Source organism: Bacillus tianshenii, from assembly GCA_020524525.2.
GTDB lineage: Bacteria > Bacillota > Bacilli > Bacillales > Bacillaceae_N > Bacillus_AV.
In genome coordinates, this window is the sequence record CP129018.1 from 1,253,190 (window position 1) to 1,274,557 (window position 21,368).

19 protein-coding genes and 1 pseudogene are annotated in these 21,368 nt (G+C 37.6%); 15 read left to right on the plus strand and 5 right to left on the minus strand.

The genetic code is table 11. The annotated features are described in order from the left end of the window. Positions 1–192 precede the first annotated feature (192 nt). Positions 193–576, minus strand: coding sequence for a VOC family protein (locus tag LC040_06310; GenBank protein ID WLR52508.1), 384 nt, complete (start codon positions 574–576; stop codon positions 193–195). Between the two features lie 396 nt (positions 577–972). Between LC040_06310 and LC040_06315 the strand changes: the two genes are divergently transcribed. From LC040_06315 to LC040_06375, 13 genes and pseudogenes are all read left to right on the plus strand, one after another. Next, positions 973–1,800 (plus strand): carbonic anhydrase family protein, encoded by an 828-nt coding sequence (locus tag LC040_06315; GenBank protein ID WLR52509.1) that lies wholly within the window; start codon positions 973–975, stop codon positions 1,798–1,800. A 139-nt stretch (positions 1,801–1,939) separates the two neighbouring features. Continuing rightward, positions 1,940–2,128 (plus strand): hypothetical protein, encoded by a 189-nt coding sequence (locus tag LC040_06320; GenBank protein ID WLR52510.1) that lies wholly within the window; start codon positions 1,940–1,942, stop codon positions 2,126–2,128. A 213-nt stretch (positions 2,129–2,341) separates the two neighbouring features. Continuing rightward, positions 2,342–2,497 carry a hypothetical protein gene (locus LC040_06325; GenBank protein WLR52511.1) on the plus strand — a complete coding sequence of 52 codons (156 nt, stop codon included), beginning with the start codon at positions 2,342–2,344 and terminating at the stop codon, positions 2,495–2,497. A 508-nt stretch (positions 2,498–3,005) separates the two neighbouring features. Beyond that, positions 3,006–5,132, plus strand: coding sequence for a BglG family transcription antiterminator (locus tag LC040_06330; GenBank protein ID WLR52512.1), 2,127 nt, complete (start codon positions 3,006–3,008; stop codon positions 5,130–5,132). Beyond that, on the plus strand, positions 5,129–5,407 hold the full coding sequence (locus LC040_06335) for a PTS sugar transporter subunit IIB (GenBank protein ID WLR52513.1): 279 nt from the start codon (positions 5,129–5,131) through the stop codon (positions 5,405–5,407). Before LC040_06330 ends, LC040_06335 begins: the two co-directional genes overlap by 4 nt. A 7-nt stretch (positions 5,408–5,414) precedes the next feature. Then, positions 5,415–6,788 carry a PTS ascorbate transporter subunit IIC gene (locus LC040_06340; protein ID WLR52514.1) on the plus strand — a complete coding sequence of 458 codons (1,374 nt, stop codon included), beginning with the start codon at positions 5,415–5,417 and terminating at the stop codon, positions 6,786–6,788. A 270-nt stretch (positions 6,789–7,058) separates the two neighbouring features. Then, positions 7,059–7,214, plus strand: coding sequence for a hypothetical protein (locus tag LC040_06345; protein ID WLR52515.1), 156 nt, complete (start codon positions 7,059–7,061; stop codon positions 7,212–7,214). A gap of 249 nt (positions 7,215–7,463) precedes the next feature. Next, positions 7,464–8,948, plus strand: coding sequence for a TIGR02677 family protein (locus LC040_06350; GenBank protein ID WLR52516.1), 1,485 nt, complete (start codon positions 7,464–7,466; stop codon positions 8,946–8,948). A 21-nt stretch (positions 8,949–8,969) separates the two neighbouring features. Continuing rightward, positions 8,970–10,129 (plus strand): annotated as a pseudogene (locus LC040_06355) (TIGR02678 family protein). Then, positions 10,122–14,261, plus strand: coding sequence for a TIGR02680 family protein (locus LC040_06360; protein ID WLR52517.1), 4,140 nt, complete (start codon positions 10,122–10,124; stop codon positions 14,259–14,261). The pseudogene LC040_06355 and the gene LC040_06360 overlap by 8 nt, the downstream one beginning before the upstream one ends. Positions 14,262–14,335: 74 nt before the next feature. After that, positions 14,336–14,719, plus strand: a complete 384-nt coding sequence (locus LC040_06365; GenBank protein WLR52518.1) for a TIGR02679 domain-containing protein — start codon at positions 14,336–14,338, stop codon at positions 14,717–14,719. Continuing rightward, on the plus strand, positions 14,631–14,978 hold the full coding sequence (locus LC040_06370; GenBank protein ID WLR53212.1) for a TIGR02679 domain-containing protein: 348 nt from the start codon (positions 14,631–14,633) through the stop codon (positions 14,976–14,978). Before LC040_06365 ends, LC040_06370 begins: the two co-directional genes overlap by 89 nt. Positions 14,979–15,042: 64 nt before the next feature. After that, positions 15,043–15,624, plus strand: coding sequence for a DUF2399 domain-containing protein (locus tag LC040_06375; protein WLR52519.1), 582 nt, complete (start codon positions 15,043–15,045; stop codon positions 15,622–15,624). Between the two features lie 182 nt (positions 15,625–15,806). Here LC040_06375 and LC040_06380 read toward each other — a convergent pair whose 3' ends face one another. From LC040_06380 to LC040_06390, 3 genes are all read right to left on the minus strand, one after another. Then, a complete protein-coding gene (locus tag LC040_06380) occupies positions 15,807–16,946 on the minus strand; it encodes a cytochrome c class I (protein ID WLR52520.1) in 1,140 nt (379 codons plus the stop codon). A gap of 22 nt (positions 16,947–16,968) precedes the next feature. After that, positions 16,969–17,721, minus strand: coding sequence for an MFS transporter (locus LC040_06385; protein WLR52521.1), 753 nt, complete (start codon positions 17,719–17,721; stop codon positions 16,969–16,971). A gap of 88 nt (positions 17,722–17,809) precedes the next feature. Then, positions 17,810–18,469 (minus strand): metalloregulator ArsR/SmtB family transcription factor, encoded by a 660-nt coding sequence (locus LC040_06390; protein ID WLR52522.1) that lies wholly within the window; start codon positions 18,467–18,469, stop codon positions 17,810–17,812. A gap of 273 nt (positions 18,470–18,742) precedes the next feature. On the opposite strand from LC040_06390, the gene LC040_06395 reads away from it, so the two are divergent. After that, entirely contained in the window at positions 18,743–20,008 is a 1,266-nt protein-coding gene (locus tag LC040_06395) for an MFS transporter (GenBank protein ID WLR52523.1), read from the plus strand. A 72-nt stretch (positions 20,009–20,080) separates the two neighbouring features. Here the strand turns inward: LC040_06395 and LC040_06400 are convergent, their stop codons facing one another. Then, positions 20,081–20,521, minus strand: coding sequence for a cell wall hydrolase (locus LC040_06400; GenBank protein WLR52524.1), 441 nt, complete (start codon positions 20,519–20,521; stop codon positions 20,081–20,083). A gap of 154 nt (positions 20,522–20,675) precedes the next feature. On the opposite strand from LC040_06400, the gene LC040_06405 reads away from it, so the two are divergent. Beyond that, positions 20,676–21,332, plus strand: coding sequence for an HAD hydrolase-like protein (locus LC040_06405; protein WLR52525.1), 657 nt, complete (start codon positions 20,676–20,678; stop codon positions 21,330–21,332). Positions 21,333–21,368 lie beyond the last annotated feature (36 nt).

Here is a 21,368-nt window from a genome sequence, read left to right on the forward strand (position 1 = left end):
TTATTAATTCCAGGTAACGATGCTTAAAAGAATGGGAAAAGAATTTCAAAAGTAAGAGAAATAGAATGGCGAGAACTTGAGATGTGTTATTTATAGGTTACTTGTTTTTTTCAATTTCTCGCCAAATGAACGTTTTTTTGAATTTCAGCCCATTTTGTAATTGAGTAAATTCCGCACCTTACTTCGCTAAACCTATTGCTCCTTTTCCATGACAGCAAAATAATTATCTTCGTTATCTGCAAAATTAAATACCCGACCAGAAGGCATATTGACAATCTCTCCAACCTTGATATTTTTATTTGATAATTCACTATGCAAATGATCAAGATTTTTTGTAAAAAACATTAAAGAAGGTGTTCCAAGGTTTAATCCAGGTGACATCTTCGCAACAAATTCTTTATTATGCAGAATGATGCTCGTCTCTGCATCTTCACTTGGAGCAATTTCGACCCACCTCATGCCTTGTTCGTTATTTTCCTCAGATATGACAAGAAACCCTAATTGATCTGTCCAAAACTTCACGGCATCATCTTGATCATGAACATACAACATAACTTGTCCGAGTTTTTTAATCATTTTCGTATTCACTCCTTATAATTTAAAGATTTATAGTGTTATTATTACGCTATTTGAAACGAAAGACCTTCTTCTTTGCTCATTAAAAATTTCATGATAGGGCAGGGGATATTTTGAAGATGCTATGCTTTTCATAGGTGCTAAGATATCCATGTTAATAGGGAAAATGGCATATTGTTTATGTGTTAGGGAAGAAACTTTTTTGGTAGGGGAATAAAATAACAAGCAGTAATAAAGTACGGTATTCACCTCTCAACAGTTCTATAGGTATCCACCTAGTATATATTAGCTAATTTTGGAATAAAGCGATTTTTAGTAAAAAATGATTGTGTAATAGTTGAATATTTCTAGTAATGTGTCTTGTAAGAAAAAATAGAAAGGAGTAACGATTACATAATGAAAAAAATGTTACTTTATCCATTTTTAGCTGTTTTTGTTAGCTTTTCGCTGGGAGCTTGTTCAGAACAAACCGTGGAAACGGCAATACCAGAAGAGGAACGCGATGTGAAGAAGAAAGAGAAACAAGCAAATGATGCTTCAAAAGTGCATTGGTCCTATAAAGGAGAGACAGGTCCAAAACAATGGGGAACACTGGATGCTGCATATTCTACCTGTACGGATGGAAGTGAACAATCACCAATTAATATTGATTTTTCTCAAGTTACTACGAGCGAAAAAGCTAATCAGTTTGAAATTCAATATGAACCATCAGCGTATTCAATTATTAACAACGGTCATACAATTAAGGCTGATATTCAAAACAAACATAGCCTTGTGATTGACAACAAGGAATACATCCTTTCTCAATTTCACTTTCATGCGCCAAGTGAGCACAAATTTAATGGCCAATACCATGCTATGGAGTTACATCTTGTTCATCAAGCTGAAAATGGGGAGCTTGCCGTGTTAGGAGTTATGATTCAAGAAGGAGCGGAAAATGAAAGCCTCCGTTCAGTATGGGATATGCTGCCTAAGGAAGAAATGGACGAAAGTAGAACAGGAGAAAAGCCAATCGAATTATCCAAGCTTGTGCCTAAGGACCAAACAACAATTCATTACAAAGGGTCATTAACAACACCTCCTTGCACCGAAAATGTGCAATGGTACATGATGAAGCAGCCAATTGAAATGTCAAAAGAGCAAATTCAATCATTTAAACAGATTTTTCCTGAAAACCACAGACCTGTTCAGCCTTTAAATGAAAGGGAAGTTACTGTAAATTAAAAGAAATGAACCCCCTCAATCGAACTTATACATGCTTTGCATCATTATTTTGAACGAGCGAGGGGGTTATTTTTATAATATTAATCAACCTGCTACATTCACTCAAAAAAAGGAAAAAGATTAAGTTAGGGTGAGAAACATGAAAACATTACCGTTAAGGCTAGGAATCATTCTCTTAAGTATCTTTCAACTCTATACAATTTTCCATAGCTGGGGCCAAGATATGAAAGGAACAATTATTGCTATCGTTATATTAGTAGGGTGTGTACTATTGCTAATGGCAGACGTATTCTTTAGTAATGATAATCACAATAACAGTTCAAAATAAACAAGACGATTGCCTACTAAGCAGTCGTCTTTCTTTTGAATTTTTAGATGAATAACCTGTCATCAATTTTGGAGTAATTCACACAATTATAAAGGAAGAAAAAGAATTTAAAAGAATGCAAAAACCTATTTCTTTTTATGCGTTTATTTGGTAGTATATAGCTGGATTTAATGATTAATCATTAAATTTGACGTAAAGAAGGAGGTTTTTTAAATGGTAACATCTTTATATCTTGTGTCTTTAACTATTCTTGGTGTGTTTCTGTTATTAACGTTAGTGGATAAAGTGAGCAGAGCGTTTAACAAGAGAAAGAAGAAGCATTCTTATCTGCCGCCAACACCTACTGCAACAGCATTAGGTAGAAAATAAATCATAATCTTGGAAGAGGTGAACCGCCGTTAGTGATTCTCAGTTAGTCCAAGAAAGTAAACCATAAAGCCCGTTTCCACTCGAAAAAGAGAGGAAACGGGCTTTTTAATGAAGGCAATCGTTTATGTGCATTCATTGCATTTGCTACAGCTTCATACTACTTTGGCGCGATGATGAAATTAGAAGCTGTTTAACGACTACGAATAGGAGTGGAAAGCTACATCAACTTCTCCTGAAGTCTAAAGTGAAGGACGATAGGTCTTGGTATATCCCTTGGCGCTGAACGCGTTGAGGGATTATTTCTTTTATGATAATTTTAGCGATTTTGCTTATGATAGCAAAAAATAAGAACAAATGGTAGTATTCAATTTTGCACAAAACATCATAACAATATTCGAACAGTGAAAACCCTTACATTTTGATGATAACGGATATATAATAAAAGACAACAGGTTGATCAACTGTTGATAAATCAAAAATTGCACACCTTCGAAGGTAGTTGATGAAAATGATTGATGAACGATGTACTGTAATTTTGTCAAAGCTAATCCAGGCTGAAGAAGAGTATGTATCAATAAAGCAATTGACAGAAACATTGGGAGTATCAAGACGCACGCTGTACTATGATTTTGAAAAAATTAATAGCTGGCTGTCAGACCATCAATTGAAACCAATTTCCCGAGTGGCTCGAAAAGGTCTTTATTTAGAAAAAGAAACGAAACAACGAGTTTCTCAACTAATTAACCACGTTGATGATTGGCAGTACAATTACACAAAAAACGAACGTCAATTGTTAATGATTATTGAAATTTTAACAAGTAAAACAGAAGTGTTTACTACCAATTTAACAGATTTAACGAAAGTAAGCCGAGGTACAATTGCAAGTGATTTAAAAGAGTTGAAAGAAATGTTAAGTGAAATGTTTAACCTGACACTAGCATTTCATCGTTTTAAAGGATATAAAGTTTCTGGAAGAGAGTTCGACCAACGAAAAGCGTTTACTCACAGTTTAGATCAACTGTTGGTGCAATGGGAATGGAAGGAAATCTTAGAGAAGTTTCCAACTCTTTTTCACCCTCAAGATGATAAGGAGCTAATAAAAGAGCGCCAACAAATCCTTTCTATGATTTCAGCTAGTGAACAATCACTTGGCATTGAGCTAACGAGTGAAATGTTATCTTGGTTAGCGCTGCAGCTTCTTATTTTAAAGCAGCGAGTTCAAGCAGGGCATCCAATTGTTATTGATGATGATGAAAAGGAAGCTTTAAAAGATACACAAGAATATCAAGCAGCTGAGGAACTTTTAACCCAATTTAAAGAACGAGCAAAAATAACAATTCCAGCTGACGAGGTTTATTTCATCACCATCCATTTATTAGGGGCCAAAGTAAATTATTCTAATTTTGATATGGACAAAAATCGAGAAATGAAGCGGTTGAAACAAGTCGTTTTACTGATGGTGAATGACTTTGAAAATTATGCGTGTATCATGTTTAAAGAGAAAAAGGAACTTGTGAGAACATTATTTATGCATGTAAAACCTGCTTATTATCGAATTAAATACGGCGTGACTAAATCAAACAATGTAGCTGATTCCGTATCAATGAAATATCCAGAAATTTTTAAGCTAACGGAAAAGGTAGTCGAACATTTAGAGAAGCTTCTCCATCAACGAGTGAGTAAATCAGAAATCGCCTATATTGCTATGCACTTCGGCGGTTGGATGAAGCGTGAAGGGAAAACGCCATTGCCTCGAACACGAGCGATTATTGTTTGTGAGAACGGCATCGGTACATCAGCAATCCTCCGCGGACAATTAGAACATTTATTGTCAACAGTTGATATTGTCGATAATATTTCCCTTCGACAATATCAACAAAAGAATTATGATGTGGATGTGATTTTTTCAACATCACCAATTAAAGAAAACCATGTTCCAGTCATTATGGTAAATCCAATTTTAACGGATGCTGAGAAAGAATCATTATTAATGCGCTTTAATGCATTTAAACCAAGACGTAATCCGACAAAAACAAGCATTTCAACCATGCTTGATGTAATTCGTCGATATGCTGATATTAAAGACGACAAACAATTAAGGATAGAGCTTGAACGATTGCTTCGAGAATCTCCCACTATGTTTCCAAAGGAGTATGAGAAACCAATGCTTAATGAATTACTAACAGATGAAATGATACAAGTTATCCCGCGGGTTAAAAATTGGGAAGATGCGATACAAGAAGCCTCAAAACCATTAATTGAGAAAAATTACATCACTGAAAAGTATGTAAGAGCTATGATTGACAATATTAATAATCTGGGTCCGTATATTGTCATTGCACCTAAAATCGCCATTCCTCATGCAAGACCTGAAGAAGGAGTCAACCGCTTAGGGATGAGCTTATTACTGGTAGAAGAGAGTGTGAAATTTTCAGAAGATGCAAAACATGATGCAAACCTTATTATTGTACTAGCAGCTATTGATAATGAAACACATTTAAAGGCGTTATCGCAGTTAACTGATTTACTTTCGGATGAAAAAAGTCTCAATCAACTGCTGAAAATCAAATCTTCAGAAGAAGGCGTCGAGCTAATTAATAATCATTTATATTCACACGAGGAGGAATTGTCATGAAAAAAATATTAGTTGTTTGTGGTAATGGTCTAGGAAGTAGTTTCATCGTAGAAATGAATGTGAAGAAAGCGTTGGATGAAATGGGAATTGAAGCTGAAGTTTCCCATACCGATTTAACGACTGCCAAAAGTGAACCAGCTGATTATTATATCGGTTCTAATGAAATCGTGGAAAATTTAGAAGACGGCCAACGTCATGTCATTAAGCTTACAAACATTATGGATAAAAACGAATTAAAGGACGCACTTGAAACAAATATGGTAAAGGAGGGGTAGTTTATTCATGATTGATTTGATTATGAAAGATATCCTCGGGACTCCTGCTATTCTTGTTGGATTGTTTGCCTTAATAGGATTATTGCTTCAGCGGAAAGCGTTTGCAGATATTGTTTCCGGTTCTTTAAAAACTGTGATGGGATTTGTAATCCTTGGAGCAGGTGCAGGTGTATTGATTGGATCATTAGATCAGTTTAGTCAAATGTTTGATCATGCATTTAAGCTCCAAGGTGTTATTCCAAATAATGAAGCAATTGTAGCGCTGGCTCAAGAAGGGTTTGGAACAGAGACCGCCATGATTATGCTCTTTGGTATGGTTGTTAACATCGGACTAGCTCGATTAACCCCATTTAAATACATTTTCTTAACAGGGCACCATACGATGTTTATGGCATGTATGATTGCAGTTATTTTAACAACAGCTGAATTCAGTGGTGTATTAATGGTCATAACTGGTTCAATCATTCTTGGTTCCCTTATGGTATTAATGCCGGCTTTACTTCAGCCGTATACGAAAGAAATTACAGGTTCTGATGATTTTGCGATTGGTCACTTTGGTTCGTTCGGTTATTTTGTTTCAGGTTCCATTGGTAAGTTAGTAGGGAAAGGCTCTAAATCAACTGAAGAAATTAAAGTTCCAAAATCACTAGGCTTTTTACGCGATACATCCGTATCTGTATCATTAACAATGATCTTATTATTCTTGGTCGTCGCCGCATTTGCCGGCCCAGGGTTTGTTGAGAGTGAATTAAGTGGTGGAACAAACTTTCTAGTATTTGCCTTTATACAAGGATTAACCTTTGCTGCTGGTGTTTACATTATTTTAGCTGGTGTACGTATGTTGCTTGCTGAAATTGTACCTGCTTTCAAAGGGATTGCTGAAAAAGTTGTACCGAACTCAATTCCAGCTCTTGATTGTCCAGCCATCTTCCCATTTGCAAGTAATGCCGTTATTATTGGTTTTATGCTTAGCTTTGTTGCAGGTTTAGTGAGTATGTTTATTCTCCCACTTGTTGGATTAAAGGTTATTGTACCTGGACTTGTGCCTCACTTTTTCACTGGGGCAGCTGCTGGAGTGTTCGGAAATGCAACAGGCGGACGAAAAGGTGCCGTATATGGCTCACTTGCCAATGGCTTTCTAATTAGCTTCCTTCCAGCTTTACTTCTTCCAGTTCTCGGTTCCATTGGATTTGAAGGCACAACATTTGGTGATGCTGACTTTGGTGTAATTGGTATTGCACTAGGTAATTTAGCAAAAATATTTGCCACTCCTGGTCTCTTCTTTGCAGCAATTCTAGTCATCTTTGGAGTAATCTTTGGGGTTAGTTATTCGATTCGAAAGAAGAAAGACTTTAAAGAACCTCCAAAACAAAGTGCTTAATCTTGAAGTGTAAGAAAAAGAGAGAAGCTAGAACCACTTCCGTTTTATAGAAATTCTAGGCGATTGCGTTATAAGCAATCGTCTTTTTTTTGATTTATTAAAGACTGAAAAATGAGACATTAAACTTAAAGTAATTCACACAATTATAAAGGAAAGGAAAGAATTTAAAAGAATGCAAAAACCTATTTCTTTTTATGCGTTTATTTGGTAATATATAGCTGGATTTAATGATTAATCATTAAATTTGACGTAAAGAAGGAGGTTTTTTAAATGGTAACATCTTTATATCTTGTGTCCTTAACTATTCTTGGTGTGTTTCTGTTATTAACGTTAGTGGATAAAGTGAGCAGAGCGTTTAACAAGAGAAAGAAGAAGCATTCTTATCTGCCGCCAACACCAACTGCAACAGCAATCGGTAGAAAATAAATCATAATTTTGGAAGAGGTGAACCGCTTTTAGTGATACAAAAGTAAAAAACGAAAATAAACCATAAAAGCCCATTTCCACTCACAGAAGAGAAGGAAGCGGGTTTTTTAATGGAAAGAAGTCCAATAATCCGTGTGTGGGAGCCCCATTAAAGCCCCTGCAGTTAAACGACATACATATTACACCATTCGACAATTTGTATATATAACAGTAAAATAAAGGTATTCTTAGAGATTGGATGTGTATGGCGTGGATGTGTCATTGTTGAAGCCTATATATGAAACAAAATATTTAGCGGTTGAGAATGCTTTTAGGTATCGAGCAATCTTACGCTATTTTTTTATGCAACATGAGCGGATGAGACATTATTTATTTGCTGAAGAAATCTATACGTATTTGAAAAGTTTTGATATGTTCCGTTCTTATACAGAAGAAGAATTGCAACAGGATTTAGAGCAGCTTGTGAAGTGGAAGAATTTAATTGCACGACAAGAAATGGGTAAGGTGCGCACGATTGAAGAATTTAAGAAAAAGAAGTTTCGCTACCAATGCAGTCCGTACACTGTGGAAATTGAACGAATGGTCATGAAGTTAGAGCAGTTAGGCGATTCATTTGGCGGTTCTCTAGAAAAAACATTATTTGATCGCTTACATGCGTCTCTGCAGAAGGTTAAAGAAGTTTTGGGAGATTCAGCAGAACAGGCACAGGATGAAATTTACCGTGTCTGGGAAGATACATTTGATTATTTCAAGAAAATTATTCAAAACTCCTCAGATTATATTGCTTATTTACAAAGTGAAAATATTGAAGAAAAAATGATGACTGAAGCATTTTTAGCTTATAAAGAGCAATTTACAGTCTATTTGCGGGATTTTATCGTTTCGCTTCAACAAACTTCATTTAAAATCGAAACCATATTAACAGAAATATCAGAAGAGGATATGAAACAGCTTGCGATTACCCTCGCAGATTATCAATTAAAAGTGCCGCGCTTTGAAGATATTGGGCTGTCTAGAGAGGAACTTGAATTAGAGTATGTTGAAAAATGGAATAGCTTAAAAGTGTGGTTTGTTGGCACTGAAACGAGTGAAAGTGAATTGCTTTCATTACAATATAAGACAAATGATATGATTCGAAAGATTACGAGGGTTGTACAAAGACTAGGGGAACGGCATCAAAATTTTCGCAGTCGTAAGCAAGATTATTTACATTTAGCAAAATGGTTTTCATCGTTAGAAAACATTGAAGAAGCCCATAAGTTATCATCTGTTGTGTTTGGCTGCTTTCATACACGCCATTTTGTCGCTGATAATGACCCGACAGAAGATATTTATAGTGATGTATGGGATGAAAAGCCTGCACAAGTTATCACAAAGCCTATTGTGAAATATTATCGTGAAAAAACAAAACCAACTGCAATTATTGATAACCAAGAGGAAAAGGAAGAAGTGATGAAGCAGCATTTAAGAGAACGAGAGAATGAACAAGCTCAAATAGCGCAATTGATTCACAACAAGAGAATTAAAATGAGTGATTTGCCTGTGATTGAGCCATTTATTCGTAAAACGCTGTTAAGCTGGATTGGGAAATCAATGGCCAAAGAAGATAAAGTTGTGAAGACGGAAACAGGGCAACGCATTCAAGTAAATCAGCTGGATGATGAGGCGATTATCATTGAAGCGACGGATGGAAAGCTTTCCATGCCAAACTTTGAAATACAATTTTTAGATTAGAGGTGTCGCTGGGTGGAGGTAATTGAAAGAGCGTTTGATGAGAAAGCACAAGAGGTATTAACGGCGTTATTGGAAAATTTCTGGATTATCCGAGCGGAACAACCAGAGTTGTATCAAAAGGTTAGGGAAAGGGAGAAGGTTGTAAAGCGATATGTAGAGGAAAAACTTAGATACCGGTTAATTGTACATCGTTATTTCGCCAAGCTTGAAAAAATCCCCGCAGAACCAGAAGCTTGGATGGGTATTCAAGCGTTCAAACATCCGTTAGATTATGCCTTGTTTAACTGTTTACTTGCATTTCTTGAAAGCAAAACAGCGGATGAACAATTTCTCCTTTCTGATATGTGTGAGGATCTAGAAGGAATGTACACAGGAGAAATTCCGATTGATTGGACAAACTACGAGCAACGCAAGTCGTTAATTCGAGTATTACAGACTGCGAAGGAAATTGGTCTACTTACAACGATTGATGGAGATATAAATGATTTCTCAGCCAATGTCGATCATGAAGTGTTATATGAAGTGCCGGTTATCTCCCGATATTTTATGCGTTCCTATCCGAAAGACTTATTCAAATATCAGAATATAGAAGATATTTTAAATGAAGAATGGAGTGGTAAACAAAGTGAGTACCGGAGACATCAAGTGTACCGGAAGCTGTACCTGTCGCCAGTAATGTATCGGGAAGATAAGGATGACCCAGACTTTGCCTATTTACGAAATTTTCGTAATCGCCTGCGTGACGATATTGAAGCACATACTGAATTTCGCTTTGAAATTTTTAAGAATGCGGCATTTTTAACATTGCCAGAACGCAAAGTACGTTATAGCTTATTTCCAAAAGGCAATTTCAAATATTGTCTTGCATTTTGCGAAGGTGATGCATGAAAAGACCGGACAATATGAGCCGAATGAGTTTGGGGTTATCCGTCTATCAGAAGTTGATTATCAAAATGTTGTACGTGATTGCCAAGCGCAGTTTCGGGAGGGGGTGGAGTAAATCGTATAGAGAAGCGACACTTTCACAGCTTTCTGCGAATTTGCTGGATGCATTACTTGAATGGAAATTTGCTAAACTGGACACAGAAACTGGAATGATGTTTATTTATCCAGCGTTAGGGCGAATCGTTGGCGTGTATCCGAAAGACTTCATACAAAAGGGAGAGACGAGCAATGAATGAGAGCAATCAATGGATGCTGCATCGAGCAGGTGTGTTGAATTTTTGGTATTACGATGAAGAATATTTTGATTTTGCAGATGGAAAGCTGTTGTTGCGAGGTTCTAACGGATCAGGAAAATCAGTAACAATGCAAAGCTTATTGCCTGTATTATTAGATGGGAAAACGAGCCCGGACAGACTTGATCCGTTCGGTTCAAAAGCGAGAAAAATGGAAGATTACTTGCTTGGTGAAAAGGATATTGTCGACCGCGATGAACGTACAGGCTATTTATTTTTAGAGTATAAAAGACAAAATACAAATCAGTATATGACAACAGGAATTGGGTTGCGAGCGAAACGAAATAAAACGATGAGCTTTTGGGGGTTTGTTCTTACAGACGGAAGGCGAGTTGGAGCTGATTTCAAATTATATAAGGAAGAAAAAGAAGGAAATGGAAAAGTGCAAAAGATTCCCTTCTCGAAAAAAGAGTTAGAAAAAAGAGTTGCTGACGGCGGTGAAGTTGTGCAAACGAAAAAGGAATATATGGGGCTTGTAAATAAGTATATTTTTCGTTTCGACTCTACTGATGCATACGAAGAACTAATTAAACTGCTTATTCAATTACGTAGCCCGAAACTTTCAAAGGATTTTAAGCCGACAGTCATATACGAAATCTTAGAAGGCTCGTTACCAGCAATAGCGGATGAAGATTTGCGTCATATTTCTGAAACGATTGAAAATATGGATCAACAGAAGCAACAGCTAGAACAGATGGAACGAGATAAACGTGCTTTAGAAAAGTTAAGCAATACGTACACGACATATAATGAATGGTTGCTTGCAGAGAAGGCTTCGCATTTTGTGAAGGAATATGAACAGACGAAGAAAATCGAGACAGCCATTAGCGAACTAGCTGAGTGTAAAAAACAGTTAGAAGATAAGCTTGCTCACTTAGAAGCGCACCAAGAGCGGTTAGAGCGTGAACAATCTGTATTAACGGATGAGAAAGAAAAGCTCTACAAGCATGATGTATGGGATAAGGAAACTGAAAAGAAAGAAGTAATGCAACAACTAGATGATATATTGAAAGCATTCCACTCTTACGAAGAGAAGCTTGAGAAGAAATCGAAGAAAGAACGAATATTGATTGAACAATTGCGGACAGGTGAAGATAGTCTTGACCAAGAAGAGAATAATCTGGAAGAACAAATAGAAAGATTAGAAGAAGATGCGGCTGATGTATCTTTTCAGAATCATACGATAAATAGCGAAGACTTTCATAGACATCGTGAAGAAGATTTTGATTTTACCGTGTGGAAACGAGAGGCAAAGGCACACGAAGACAACTTACATCATATCATGCAAGATTGGCACAATCATGAAAAATATAAAACCCAATACCTTGAGTTGTATAAAGAAATTGGTGATCTCAACCAAGAACTTGATGAACTGCGTTACGAAGAACAAAAATGGCAGCAAACTTTTGAAGAAGAAAAGGCAACGATTCAAGAACGTGTATATGCATGGAACGAAGCGAACGACCTTATTAAAATGGAAGAAACAGGATTGCGCCAACTATCACAGCGATTGAATGAGTTATACGAACCGTTTACATATGAAGACGTGAAGGCTCCAGCAGTAGAAATTTTTCAAAATAAGATACGAACATTAGAAAAGGAAAAAATTGAAAATTCTCATGCTCAAAAATTAAAGCGCGAAAAAATAGACGAAACCGAGAAACAGGTAAACGTATGGAAAGAAAAGCGTGACCCTGAGCCAGACCGTCACGAGGAAACGACAAGGGTAAGGAAATGGCTAACTGAAAAAGGGATTCTACATGTACCTTTTTACGCTGCGGTTGAATTTCTGGATGACGTGTCAGAAACTGTGCGTGAACGAATTGAAGCTGCATTAGAGCAAAGTGGGTTATTGGATGCTTTGATTACAGAAGAAGACGTTGATGTAGATAATGACCGTATTTTTGTACCTAAGCCTGTAATGATGGCTCATACGCTTGCTAATTATGTGAAGCCGGACCTTGATGAATCAGTCTCTATTTCAACTGAACGAATTGATGAAGTGCTCCGCAGTATTATTGTCTCTGAAGATTCTGCTGAGGAACATGGGACAATCGTTTCAGAGCATGGTCAGTTTCAAATTGGAATTGTAAAAGGTCATGCACCGAAGAAAGAGCGTGCTGATTTCATCGGACGCACTGCTCGAAAAAGGTTGCGTTTTGAAATGATTGCTTCACTTACAGAGGAGCTTTATCAGTTAGAGAATGAGCTTCAAGCATTACTTGAAATAGAGGAGACGATTGAAAGTCAAATCGAACAAGCACAGAATGCTTATGCTATGTTTCCGCGAGACCGAGATGCACAGGAAGCATACAAAGAAAGAAACAATTCAACAACCAAAAAAGAAAACAAAGAAAAAGAAGTTCAGCGTAAAAATGAAAAGCTAGCAGAAATTTATCGCACATGGCAAGGAGTAAAACGTGAACTTCAGCAAAAGACTGCAACGTTTGATTTGGAATTTTCACCAATTGCTTATCAAAATGCTTTAACATATATGAGAACTTATAGCGATGGACTAAATGAACTGCAATTAATCTTCACCCGTTATAAAAGTAAGAAACACTCGATAATGAGTTATCGTGAGCAACTAGAAGAAGTAAAGGAAGAGGTCGATAGGCTTAAAGGAGAGCTGGCTGTTCAAAATAGTAAGAAGCAGGAAAAAGAACTAAAGTTAGAAAAGCTTGAAGAACGATTAAAAGAAATGGGTGCTGAAGAAATTCGCCAAGAAATCAATAATGTTTGCGACAGGTTAAATGAAATTGAAAAGGAATATCCTAGGACAATTAAAGGCGTTACAACTACGAAGCATCTTATTGAGAAGCAACTGGAAGATGAAAAACGAGAAAAGCAACGCTTAGCTTTTTCAACAGCTTTATCACATGCTTGGCAAGTGAGCTTTATTGATGAAGAACAATTACATTTGGTTATACATAAAGGAGAAGATGGAAGTGCTTCCCCGTACGAACGAGCAAAGAGGGTGCTGAAGCAATATGGGCACGTTATTCAGGAAAGTGATCGGACAAAACAATTCGAGCGTTTAAATAAAGTGTTTTTTCAGGAGCAGCCTAACTTAGTAGAATATCGTATGACACAAGAGAAACATGCCAATGAAGCAGCTGAAATTGCGGTTGATTTTGAACTGACGGAAGAAATGATGTTAAAAGCAGCCGATTGGAAGCAAAAAAATAGCCGCACGAAAATCATTTTAGAGTATAAAGGTCAGAGAGTAAGCCCGTATTTTGTTTTACATGAAATTGAATCCGATTACAGCCTTCAGAAGGAATACTTAAATGAAAAAGATCGTGAATTGTATGAAGAAATTATTTTAAAGTCGGTAGGGCGGATTTTAAGAAGCAAAATTCAACGAGCAGAGCAATGGGTGAAAGCAATGGACAAGCTTATGGAAAAGCGTGATACATCATCTGGTTTGAATTTTTCAATCAAATGGAAGCCGCGAACGGCAGAAACAGAAGACGAGATGGATACAAAGGAGCTTGTGAACTTATTAAGAATGAATGCAAATCTTTTGAAACATGAAGATTTACAACGGGTGACGAATCACTTCCGAGCTAAGATCGCACGTGCACGTGAGCTTGTAGAGGAGAGGGGACAAGGAGATACCCTCCATCAAGTGATGAAGGAAGTGCTTGATTACCGTAAATGGTTTTCGTTTGTTTTATCTTATCAGCGGACAAACGAACCAAAACGTGAGCTTACAAACCAAGTGTTCTTTAAGTTCAGTGGAGGAGAAAAGGCAATGGCAATGTATATCCCATTGTTCACAGCAGCGTATTCTCGTTATCAAGAAGCAGACAATCATGCGCCTTATGTCATATCGTTAGACGAAGCATTCGCAGGAGTTGATGAAAATAATATTCGTGATATGTTTGAATTAGTTGAAGAGCTCGGATTTAACTATATTATTAATTCCCAAGCCTTATGGGGGGATTACGATACGGTTTCATCATTATCGATTTGCGAGCTTGTCCGCCCGAAAAATGCCCCGTTTGTAACCGTTCTTCGCTATCATTGGGATGGGAAAACAAGACACGCACAGTTTCATTCAAAGAGCTAGATAAGAGTTTTGATGAATAATAATGAAGGTGTTCAGCTGAGCTTGTTGGCACCTTCCTTTTTGGAGTGAATGAAATGGAAAAGATTAGACAAGAGGCGATTTTGTTTTTTCGAAGTGAACCCGGCTTTGAAAAGCTGTTTATTCATATGCGTAAACGGTATCAATCGTTAGGAAGAATTGGGGGAACAGTTTCATTAACACAATATACTGATGAGGAAAAACAAGCGTTAGGCGCTTTTTTTGGAAAAGATTTTACATACGCAACTAAACCTTCAATCTCTTTAAAAGGGTTTGCAACTGCACTAGAAAATACACGATTTTCCTCAATTCCGTTCGAAGAACTGTTATCACTTTTTTTTCGGGGAAGAAATAAAGACGAACCGAGAAGTAGAAGAGGAAGCGGCGAGAACAAAGCAGGCTTTCTTTCACTCACTTATCGAAAAGTTTCCAACACATAGGGAATGGCTAGAAGAAATTGGATTGAATAAAAGCTTTGCACGCTTTATTCATCTGCAATATGAGCAAGATGCACAACATCTGAAAACGGAACTAACGAAAGTGTGTGAAGCATTAAAGCAGCTGCCACCTGCAGGGAAATTTGAGCGATTGCCTCTGTTTGCACAACGCACGGTGAAAGACCCCCCATGGATTAGATTTGCACGAGCTTGGTGGAAAGTTATTTCTCCACGCACTGCAATTTCAAAAAGGCATGACTGATGTCCCATCAACTGAAGCAAAAAATGATTTACTTTATTCGGTAGGCATTTTACGGGATGATATATTGAATTTTGTTACGTGTACAGGGCTAATAGCAGAAGAAGCGGGAGAGAGACATAAAGTGTGGGAGCACGCGTTGCAAACGAATACTGTTTTAAACGTACCATTGCGAGAATTAATTAAGTACGATGCCATTTATCCTTCTAAAGGGAAAAACGTCTTTATTCTTGAAAATTCGAGTGTCTATTCAGAAGTGCTTGATCATTGTGGGGGTGAGGTATATCCCGCTCTAGTTTGTACCCATGGTCAATTTAAGCTCTCAGCCTTCGTGTTGATGGATAAATTGGTCGAGCAAGGGAACACGTTGTATTATTCAGGTGACTTTGATCCTGAAGGCTTACAAATGGCACAGCGTCTTAAAGAAAGATACCCTAAACATGTAAAGCTATGGTTATATGATGAGCAATATTATGAGCTGGCCATGTCAGAGGTCACATTATCAGACGAACGTTTAAGGAAGCTAGAATCCGTATCACTTCCGGAACTGCAAATGGTAAAAGAAGCAATGAAAGCGAGTAGAAAAGCAGGATACCAAGAGGAGTTAGTGGAGGTGATTGGAAATAGATGTACGGTAGAAGGGGATTAGGTGGAGAACAACTGTAACTTTGTATAAGGTCTAGTACAGTAATTCCAACAAAACTCAACTCCGAAATTGTTATGTTCCTGATAGCTCAATTTGGAGCAAATAATGATGGATATGAAAGCATTTGATAAAAATAATAATAAAGGGTGCACCAATTGTTCGGGCACCCTTTACCTATGTAATACTTATTTTTCTTCCTTGTTTAAAGCGTTTAATGTCGGTGCTTCTTCTTGCATAACAGTTGGCGGATTAGCCTCTCGGTGTGGTTCAACATATAATTCACGAACTTCGTGAAGCATCCAGCCCATTAACGCCACGACGATGAGGAAAGAAGTTGCTGCTAAATTCACCCAACGCTTCGCATCCGTTCTCATGACTAAATATAAGAAAAATGTGAGCAGCATCGTGACTGCAATTGAAGCGATGAGCAACCCTGTTAAGAAGGAATCTCCTCCCATATACAGAAGCATTTTATCTGTTTCAAGGCTGACAAGCACGAGGCTTCCGAATATAAATTGTAAAATTGTTGTCCAGAAGGTCATGCTGATACCGAACCTTTTACCTGCATTGTAAATAGGTGCTTCTTTGTTTTCTTTTTCAGTCGTAGCAGCTGTTTCCGACTGCGCACTTGAATCGTTTTCGTTCAGTGATGCATGTAATTTACTGAGTTGTCGGCGGTTCCATAAGTACATGAAAATGCCCATTACTGCAAAACTAGTTAATATAAAGTGGGCGTAACGCTGCCAAATTTGCGGGTAGTAGAACAGGCTATGGAAAAAGCCATTCGCCCCAGACCACATTTCAGGGTAGAGCATAGATACGATATTTACGATAAAGATGAGTGGAATGAATAAAAGAATAAGTGTACCTGACAAACCGAACATTAAGTGTATGCCTTTATTCCGCTTCAATCGCACCCACGTAAATTTATACGCGTATAACAGTAAGAAAGCAATTGTTAACAGCAAGATAATACTTAGCCATGCCTTCCCGATTAAAATGGTAGACGGGTAAAAAAACTGTGTGTAAATAACGCTGATAAGCAGCAATGGTGCTACGCCGAGCACAACAGCAATACTTTTAAAAATTGACGTTTGGGTGGCCAGCTGAAAGGCAAGTCTGTCATATACTTTTTGCTTTGTAATGATCCCTTTTATTTCATGATATACAGCAAAGACAGCACCCGATAATGTCATGTTCACAAAGATGATATGAAGCAAAAAGCTGAAAACGATTAAAAACTTGAAAAAAGGCACGTTTCCGGGAATCGGAAGCTCAAAATCATTTGGAATGAACGTTGCTTGGAGGTAGATGAATGATTTCATTCTACTGTTCTCCTTTCGCCATTTAGCTTTCAGATTTAGCTACAGATTTTGTGATAAAATGAGCAAGTGCGTCACGCTCTTCTTCTGTTCCAACAAACGGCGGCATGAAAGGCCTTGCTTCATGCATCGTTGCGATATAATTAGAAAGCGCTTCTTCCGGCCAGCCGGCTACTCGTTCACTGTATGCTCTTTTCTTTCGCCATGATAAAATGAAGCCGATAATGACAAGGACAATTCCAATGTAAAAAGGTTCTGGACTTAAGGAATAAGTTGATGCAACATAGCCTGATACTGCTGCCATTACCGCAACGCCTGTATACCCAGCAAATTCATTGAACCCAACAGCCAGTCCTCTTTGTGTTGATTTAGCAAGGTCGACCTTCATATTAACGGTCATCGACCAAGTTAAAGCTTGGTTAATACCGAGAAGAATGTTCGCGACAACAATGACCCACCAAACATGAGCGAAAATGACCAAAATAGGAACAAACAACCCGACAGCCCAGCCAATAAGAAGCACTTGCTTTCTACCCATTCGATCAGCAAGACTACCTGTAAAGAAATTCATGATTGCTTTTGAAAAACCAAAGCTGACAATAAAGGACAGAGCAGCACTTATAGATGCTAATCCAAAACGTTCTTCTCCTATAATCGGTAATATCGTTCTTTCCAAACCGACCATCGAGCCTACAAATAAATTAATGACTACTAATAAGACAAATTGTGCAATATTTTCTTTCACACCTACTTGAGTTTGAGTCGATTGGTTATTCATCTTCATCACCTCTTAAAAAGAACCAAAAGAACCTGATTCAGTAATCAGGCTCTTTCTAAATGGTTATATTTCTTAATTCTCCTTACGTCTAATGAGTGATATTTTCTTTATACTGGTTCCATTCATGAATACCGGCTTCCAAGCGAGCGGCTTCGAAGCCTTCTGATTTCAAACGCTTTACAGCTTCGGTGGCATATACACAGTATGGACCACGGCAATAAGCGATAATCTTTTGATTCTTCGGAAGGCTGCTTATATACTCATTCAATTCATCCATCGGGATAGAAATAGCTCCATCTAGGTATCCATTTAGGTATTCTGCTTTCGGTCGAACATCGATGAGGACATGGCTCTCATCTTTCCTGCGTTCTATCCATTCCTCTAGTCCAATCGTTTCTAACTCATTTCCTCTTACAATAAACTCTTCGCGTAGAAGGTTGATATCTGCTATTTGTTCTTCTGCAACAGATTTTATGGAGAATAAAAGTTCCGTAACTTTTGGGTTCGCTAATTGATAAATGGCATAATTTTTTTCTTTTTTATACGTTACTAAACGTGCTTCGAGCAATGTTTGTAAGTGTTTAGAAGTGTTTGCTGTTGACATCTTCGTTTCCTTCGATAATGTTTCAACGGTTTTGGGTGACTGAGAAAGCAAATCCAGCAGTTCTAATCGCTTAGGGCTGGATAAAACCTTACCAATACGAGTGAATTCGTAATAAATTCGATCTTTAAAAGTTCTTGCATCCATGTAAACGCACATCCCTAAATTAAACTAGTCAACTTATTAGTTGAATAGTATCATTCACTATCAAGTTTTGTAAAGGATCAAAAGAACATCATGGCCACATAATCTTGCTAAATCCGAAAACTGCATATGTAACAAATGGAGGTAAAGGAATTGACAAAGCGCATGTTTATACTTAAAATTCAATCATTCAATTAATTAGTTGATTAGATTTCAGGTGATATAAGATTGTCTGGATTGAGACAATACAAATGGGGGATAAGAAGGTGTTTAGAAGTGGAAAGTAGGGTGCAGGAATCAGTGCAAAGTTACATAGATACTCCTGCTAATCTAAATAAGTTGTATAAGCAAGTACTAGTTGTGGTAAGTATCTCGCAAATATTTGGAGGGGCTGGCTTAGCAGCTGGTATCACTGTAGGTGCGCTCTTAGCTCAACAAATGCTTGGTACAGATGCCTTTGCAGGAGTTCCGGCAGCTTTATTTACGTTAGGTTCAGCAGGCGCAGCTTTAATTGTAGGACGGATATCTCAACGTCACGGCCGACGAACAGGCCTAGCATTGGGTTTTATTGTAGGCGGACTTGGTTCAATTGGAGTGATCATTGCCGCCTTGTTGAATAGTGTCATTCTTTTATTTGCTTCTTTGCTGATTTATGGTGCAGGGACTGCGACAAATTTGCAGGCTCGTTATGCAGGAACTGACTTAGCCAATCAGAAACAAAGAGCGACTGCTATTAGCGTTACAATGGTTATGACAACATTTGGCGCTGTTGCAGGTCCGAATTTAGTGGGTGTGATGGGGGAAGTAGCGATTTTGATTGGTGTTCCAGCACTTGCAGGGCCCTTCATTTTATCTGCGTCTGCATATATCCTAGCTGGTCTTGTACTCTTTATAATGTTGCGTCCAGACCCTCTGTTAATTGCGAACGAAATAGCAGTATATAAAAGAGAAAATAAGTATGATATTGAATTAGATGCGATTGATAAAACAATAAACAAAAGAGGACTTGCGGTTGGAGCGACGGTCATGGTTCTAACCCAAATTGTGATGGTTGCCATCATGACTATGACCCCTGTTCATATGGAACATCATGGCCATGGCTTATCTGAAGTCGGAATTGTGATAGGTTTTCATATCGGCGCGATGTATCTTCCTTCACTTATTACTGGCGTCCTCGTTGATAAAGTAGGACGAACAGCGATGAGTATAGCAGCAGGTGTTACCTTGTTATTTGCTGGTTTATTAGCTGCATTTGCACCAGGGGATTCTGTTGTTCTAATCGTAATCGCTCTTTCCTTGCTTGGTTTAGGCTGGAACTTTGGCTTAATTAGTGGGACGGCTCAAGTTGTTGATTCGACAGAGCCTGCCACACGTGCAAAAACGCAAGGGACACTTGATGTTCTTATTGCTTTAGCAGGTGCTTCTGGCGGAGCTCTTTCTGGAATGGTAGTAGCTAACACAAGCTTCGCTGTCTTATCTTTAGCGGGAGGGCTTTTATCACTAGCTCTTATTCCTGTAGTAATTTGGTCTAGGAGAGGTTAATAAATAGAGAGAAAAGGGTCTGAATTTGGAATATCCCAAACTCAAACCCTTTTTTATGTTGTAAAATATCTTCTACCAGCGATATGCACCTTCACACGTATTAGCCTCTGGTTCATAATAACAATGTTCTTTAAATTGTCCTGTGAACGGCTGACCGTACCATTGAGAAGGGCATGCTCCATACGGATTAAAATACCAAAGAGCATATTTTGAAGGGTGTTGTCTCCAATAGTTTAAGTTTTGTCTGGCTAATCTTTTTTCAACACTTCTTGCTCTGTTATAAAAAACGTTACCTTTTTGCACTGCTTCAAAAGAATAATTTCCTCCCTGCACTTGAAAAATCACTTGCCGTATTGTCCTTAAATCTTTAAAGTCTAAACAATTCGCTTTTAGTCGATTTACAATCACATTACCGACCATTAGCATTCCTAGTCGCCCTTCACCTTCAGCTTCTGCTCTCATCATCCTCGCCATTAAAGCAACATCACTGTCTGTATATTTTACTCTTGGCATCTTTCATCACCTCTAAGAGAAGTGTATGAATTGAGCTTGCAAAAATGTAGGTTTTGGATAATTTTCGAGGATTTGATTGTCGAGTAAGTGGTTTTTTGTAATAATTGGAATGAAGTGAACTGGTCGACTTACAAAAATTATGGGAGCGGGAACTATGAGACAATCATTTATTTTCGATATGGATGGGACACTATTTCAAACAGATAAAATATTAGAGTTATCTCTTGAGAACACGTTTGAATATTTAAGGTCCTTAAATTTATGGGAGGCAGAAACGCCAATTCAAAAATATCGTGAAATTATGGGTGTACCCTTACCAACTGTATGGGCAACTTTATTACCGAGTCATTCAAGTAAGGTTCGGGAGCAAGCAAATGATTTCTTTCAAGGGAAATTAATTGAAAACATAAAAAATGGGAGAGGCGCCTTGTATCCAAATGTTGTTGAACTGTTTCGTTATTTAAAAGAGAATGATTGTTTCATATACATAGCGAGTAATGGATTAATGGAATATTTGAAGACCATTGTAAGCTACTATAAGTTAGATCAATGGGTTACAGAAACATTTAGTATTCAGCAAATCAAGTCGCTTGATAAAACAGAATTAGTTCAGATGATTATAAAAAAATATAATATAGAAAAAGCAGTAGTAATTGGAGACCGCTTATCTGATATAAAGGCAGCAGAGCATAATGGGTTATTAGCAGTAGGTTGTAACTTTGACTTTGCCCGAGAAGATGAACTTGCTCAAGCAGATATTGTAATTGATGATTTAATGGAGTTAAAATCAATAAAAATTAATGCAAGTTAGTTCAAACTGAAATAAAATTATCAACTTTGGTTAGGA

Excerpts from the sequence above, each read along its gene's own strand:
- LC040_06310 (WLR52508.1), bottom strand. The coding sequence starts at position 576 with ATGATTAAAAAACTCGGACAAGTTATGTTGTATGTTCATGATCAAGAT.
- LC040_06315 (WLR52509.1), top strand. The coding sequence starts at position 973 with ATGAAAAAAATGTTACTTTATCCATTTTTAGCTGTTTTTGTTAGCTTT.
- LC040_06320 (WLR52510.1), top strand. The coding sequence starts at position 1,940 with ATGAAAACATTACCGTTAAGGCTAGGAATCATTCTCTTAAGTATCTTT.
- LC040_06325 (WLR52511.1), top strand. The coding sequence starts at position 2,342 with ATGGTAACATCTTTATATCTTGTGTCTTTAACTATTCTTGGTGTGTTT.
- LC040_06330 (WLR52512.1), top strand. The coding sequence starts at position 3,006 with ATGATTGATGAACGATGTACTGTAATTTTGTCAAAGCTAATCCAGGCT.
- LC040_06335 (WLR52513.1), top strand. The coding sequence starts at position 5,129 with ATGAAAAAAATATTAGTTGTTTGTGGTAATGGTCTAGGAAGTAGTTTC.
- LC040_06340 (WLR52514.1), top strand. The coding sequence starts at position 5,415 with ATGATTGATTTGATTATGAAAGATATCCTCGGGACTCCTGCTATTCTT.
- LC040_06345 (WLR52515.1), top strand. The coding sequence starts at position 7,059 with ATGGTAACATCTTTATATCTTGTGTCCTTAACTATTCTTGGTGTGTTT.
- LC040_06360 (WLR52517.1), top strand. The coding sequence starts at position 10,122 with ATGAATGAGAGCAATCAATGGATGCTGCATCGAGCAGGTGTGTTGAAT.
- LC040_06365 (WLR52518.1), top strand. The coding sequence starts at position 14,336 with ATGGAAAAGATTAGACAAGAGGCGATTTTGTTTTTTCGAAGTGAACCC.
- LC040_06380 (WLR52520.1), bottom strand. The coding sequence starts at position 16,946 with ATGAAATCATTCATCTACCTCCAAGCAACGTTCATTCCAAATGATTTT.
- LC040_06385 (WLR52521.1), bottom strand. The coding sequence starts at position 17,721 with ATGAATAACCAATCGACTCAAACTCAAGTAGGTGTGAAAGAAAATATT.
- LC040_06390 (WLR52522.1), bottom strand. The coding sequence starts at position 18,469 with ATGGATGCAAGAACTTTTAAAGATCGAATTTATTACGAATTCACTCGT.
- LC040_06400 (WLR52524.1), bottom strand. The coding sequence starts at position 20,521 with ATGCCAAGAGTAAAATATACAGACAGTGATGTTGCTTTAATGGCGAGG.
- LC040_06405 (WLR52525.1), top strand. The coding sequence starts at position 20,676 with ATGAGACAATCATTTATTTTCGATATGGATGGGACACTATTTCAAACA.